3 protein-coding genes are annotated in these 2,282 nt (G+C 59.5%); all 3 read left to right on the forward strand.

Going from position 1 to position 2,282, the window contains the following annotated elements:
* Window positions 1–855 (forward strand): TolC family protein (locus B472_RS16710; protein ID WP_019427531.1); only part of this gene is annotated, 855 nt, incomplete at its 5' end.
* A gap of 32 nt (window positions 856–887) precedes the next feature.
* Window positions 888–1,424 (forward strand): hypothetical protein, encoded by a 537-nt coding sequence (locus B472_RS16715; RefSeq protein WP_026039655.1) that lies wholly within the window; start codon window positions 888–890, stop codon window positions 1,422–1,424.
* An 11-nt stretch (window positions 1,425–1,435) separates the two neighbouring features.
* A partial coding sequence (locus tag B472_RS16720; RefSeq protein WP_019427533.1) for an efflux RND transporter periplasmic adaptor subunit occupies window positions 1,436–2,282 on the forward strand: 847 nt, incomplete at its 3' end.

The following is a 2,282-nucleotide window of genomic DNA, read 5'->3' on the forward strand; positions in this document are numbered from 1 at the left end:
TCTTCCGTCAGGGATGCTTGGTGGGGCTGGTTGCGAGCTCGCGTCGATGCTGAACTGGCGAGCGAACAACTGGCCAATGCACAACGCCTCGCCGCTGATGTTGCCAAACGGACCAACGCGGGTGATCTGGCAAAGTCCGACCAGCATCAAGCCGAAGGCGCTGTCGCTGCGGCCCAAGCGCATGCCGCCCAAGCTCAAGCTGCATCTGCCGCAGCCTTGGCACAAGTGATGGCGCTGACAGGCAGGACGGCTCCGGCAGACTTGAAAGTCAACGCGGCGGTGGAGCCAACGCCAGATTCGACCCCACATACGGGTGCGTCAGTGGGGCATCCCTTGTTGGCTGAACTGGAGGATCGCATCACGATGGCCGAGCGGACGGCTCAGCTGATCAGCGCCCAGAGGCGATCCAACCCGGAACTCACGGTGGCCACAGCGCGCGGCCGTGGGGCATTTGGAGAACGCTATGGCCAGACTGTGCTGATTGGCATTCGCGTGCCCTTGGGTGCTGGCCCTAGGCATGACGCTCGTCTTGCGACTGCACAAGCCGAAGCGATAGAAGTGCAGTCACAACTGGTCCTCGAGCAGGCGCGCATTCAAGCCGACAAACAAGGCGCTGCAGCTCGTCTGGAGGCCGCACGCACTCAACTTGATGCTGCGCAGCGACGAGCCCAGCTGGCCAACGAGTCCCGCAGCTTTTTTGACAAGTCGTTCAGGCTGGGCGAGTCGGATCTGCCCACCCGCTTGCGCATTGAAGCAGAGGCTGCAGAGGCCGCGAGACAAGCCGCTCGAAGCCGAATTGACCTGGCCTCCGCCATTTCGGCATTGCGGCAGTCCTTGGGCCTGCTGCCTCAGTGATGCTGACACCCCTCAAAAACTCAAGGAACACCATGAAGATCATTCATTCAACAGCCGCCACCTTTATGGCGCTGATATTCACATTACTCAGTCCTATGGCCATTGCCGGTGAGGGTCACGATCACGCGGAAGCTGCGCCAAAAACCCAGGGAACAGCACTGCCGCGTTTCGTCGCGGTTTCAGAGGATCTTGAAATGGTCGGCATTGTCAATGGCAAGCAGCTGACGATTTACCTGGACCGTTTTACAGACAACAGTCCGGTCAATGACGCCCAAATTGACATCGATATCCAAGGCGGCAAATACAAAGCCGAAAAACACGGCGTAGGTGAATACGAAGTCATCCTCAAGGACACGCTCAAACCTGGCGTCATTGCCATCACCGCAACCATTCAGGCCGGTGAACTGAACGACCTGCTGACTGGCGAACTCGATTTGCACGAGGACGAAGATGAACCTGTCAGTGGTTCTTCTTGGAAAGGCATCGCCCTGTGGATCGGCGGGGGGTTATTGGCCCTGATGGCATTAGGCGCGATCGTTCGCTTTCGTCAACAAGCTCGTACGGCCTAAGGAGCCTCAGCATGAAAACAATCAACACTTCAAAAAAACGCCACTGGATGGCACTGGCCACTGCTTTGACCCTTGCAGGTGCTGCACTGCCTACGTACGCGGGCGAAGGCCATGACCACGGCGCTGCGCCTGCGACGGCCAATGCCAATGGTCCACAGCGCATGGCCGATGGCAGCGTGTTTCTGCCCAAACCAGCCCAACGCCAACTGAATGTGCGCACGATGGTGGTGGAAACCGCTGAGCTGCCACGCGCCTTTGAACTCAATGGTCAGGTACTGATGGACCCCAACGCTGGGGGCAAAGTCCAGCCCATCAACGCCGGACGCATAGAACCCGGCCCTAATGGCCTGCCCAACGCAGGGCAAACCGTCAAGAAGGGACAGGTCTTGGCCTACGTCGTCCCTGCGTTCGCCCCCCTGGAGCGGGCCAGCCAGTTGACTCAATTGGCCGAATTTCGCGCTGCCAAAGCGCTTGCCGAAAAGCGTTTGGCACGTTTGCGCGAGTTGTCGGACACCGTACCGCGCAAGGAAGTGGAAGCCGCAGAGAGTGAGGTGCTCAGCCTGACCGATCGCATGTCGGCCGTCGGTGGCGGCCTCAGCAGCAAAGAAGCACTGGTCGCGCCTGTTTCTGGGGTGATTGCCTCGGCGCATGTCGTGGCAGGCCAAGTGGTGGACACGCGGGATTTGATTTTTGAAATTGTCGACCCGAAGCGGCTGCGCATTGAAGCCTTGGCTTTTGATGGCTCAGTGGCCAACAACATCGGCGGTGCCTCATTGGCTGTTGGCGACCAGCGCACGCCACTGGTTTTCATGGGTGCAGCGCGCAGTTTGCGCGAGCAAGCGCTGCCGCTGAACTTCC

The sequence above is a fragment of the Limnohabitans sp. Rim28 genome, from assembly GCF_000293865.2.
Lineage (GTDB): Bacteria > Pseudomonadota > Gammaproteobacteria > Burkholderiales > Burkholderiaceae_C > Limnohabitans_A.

Excerpts from the sequence above, each read along its gene's own strand:
- B472_RS16715 (WP_026039655.1), top strand. The coding sequence starts at position 888 with ATGAAGATCATTCATTCAACAGCCGCCACCTTTATGGCGCTGATATTC.